This is a genomic window from Pseudonocardia sp. SID8383, from assembly GCF_009864975.1.
In the GTDB taxonomy this organism is placed as follows: Bacteria; Actinomycetota; Actinomycetes; order Mycobacteriales; family Pseudonocardiaceae; genus Pseudonocardia; species Pseudonocardia alni.
Genome location: NZ_WWFY01000514.1, coordinates 1 through 870, shown reverse-complemented (window position 1 = coordinate 870; position 870 = coordinate 1). Strand labels below are relative to the sequence as shown.

At 79.5% G+C, this 870-nt stretch carries 1 protein-coding gene and 1 pseudogene; both read left to right on the top strand.

All coding sequences use genetic code 11. The annotated features are described in order from the left end of the window. Positions 1-373, top strand: a pseudogene (locus tag GTW08_RS12265) (hypothetical protein); the annotation flags it as partial. A gap of 28 nt (positions 374-401) precedes the next feature. Further along, positions 402-870: amidase (locus GTW08_RS12260; RefSeq protein ID WP_346009897.1), on the top strand; the 469-nt coding region annotated here is incomplete at its 3' end.

Below are 870 nucleotides of genomic sequence, written 5' to 3'. Positions count from 1 at the left end.
CGTCCCCGGGCAGTACGCCGCGGCGGCCCCGCGACACCCGTCCCGACCGATGGCGCCCCGGCACCCCGCGGAGGGCCGGCCCCCGGCGATGCAGCGCCGGCCCGCGCGATTCCCGTCGGGACCCGCAGCACAGGCCCCGGCCGTCCAGCGGCTCCCCGAGCCGTTCCGCGCGGCCCCGCTGCCCGAGGGCGGCGGTACCCGGACCTCCGGTGGCTTCCGGCTGCCCGACTTCCCGGCCCGCACCCGACCGGTACTGCCCGCCGTCCTGGGCGCGGCGGCCGCGGTCGTCCTGGCCCTCGGTGTCGTCGCCGGGGTCACCGGCACGTCGGACGCGTCGCCGGCGCCCGCGCCCGCCCCCGTGTCCACTCCCTGACCGATCTGCTTGTATCCCCGCCGTGGGGATCTCCTGGGACGACTACCGCAGCCACGACGCCGTCGGGCTGGCCGCACTCGTCGCCGCGGGTGAGGTGAGCGCGGCCGACCTGCTGGAGGCCGCCGTCGCCCGCGCCGACGCCGTCGAGCCGGGCCTCAACGCCATCCGACTGCGCCTCGACGACGCCGCCCGCTCCCGCGCACGCGGCCCGCTGACCGGGCCGTTCGCGGGCGTCCCGTTCCTGGTGAAGGACCTCGCCCAGCACCTCGCCGGGGTCCCGACGGCGTCCGGCTCCCGTCCGCTCGCCGACCATCCGCGCCCCGAGACGTCGACGGTGGTCCGGCGCTGGACCGAGGCCGGTCTCGTCGTGTTCGGACGGACCGCCACCCCCGAGTTCGGTGCCCGCGCCGTCACCGAGCCCGCGCTCGGCGGCCCGACCCGCAACCCGTGGGACCCCGGCCGCACTCCCGGCGGCAGCTCCGGCGGGTCCGCCGCGG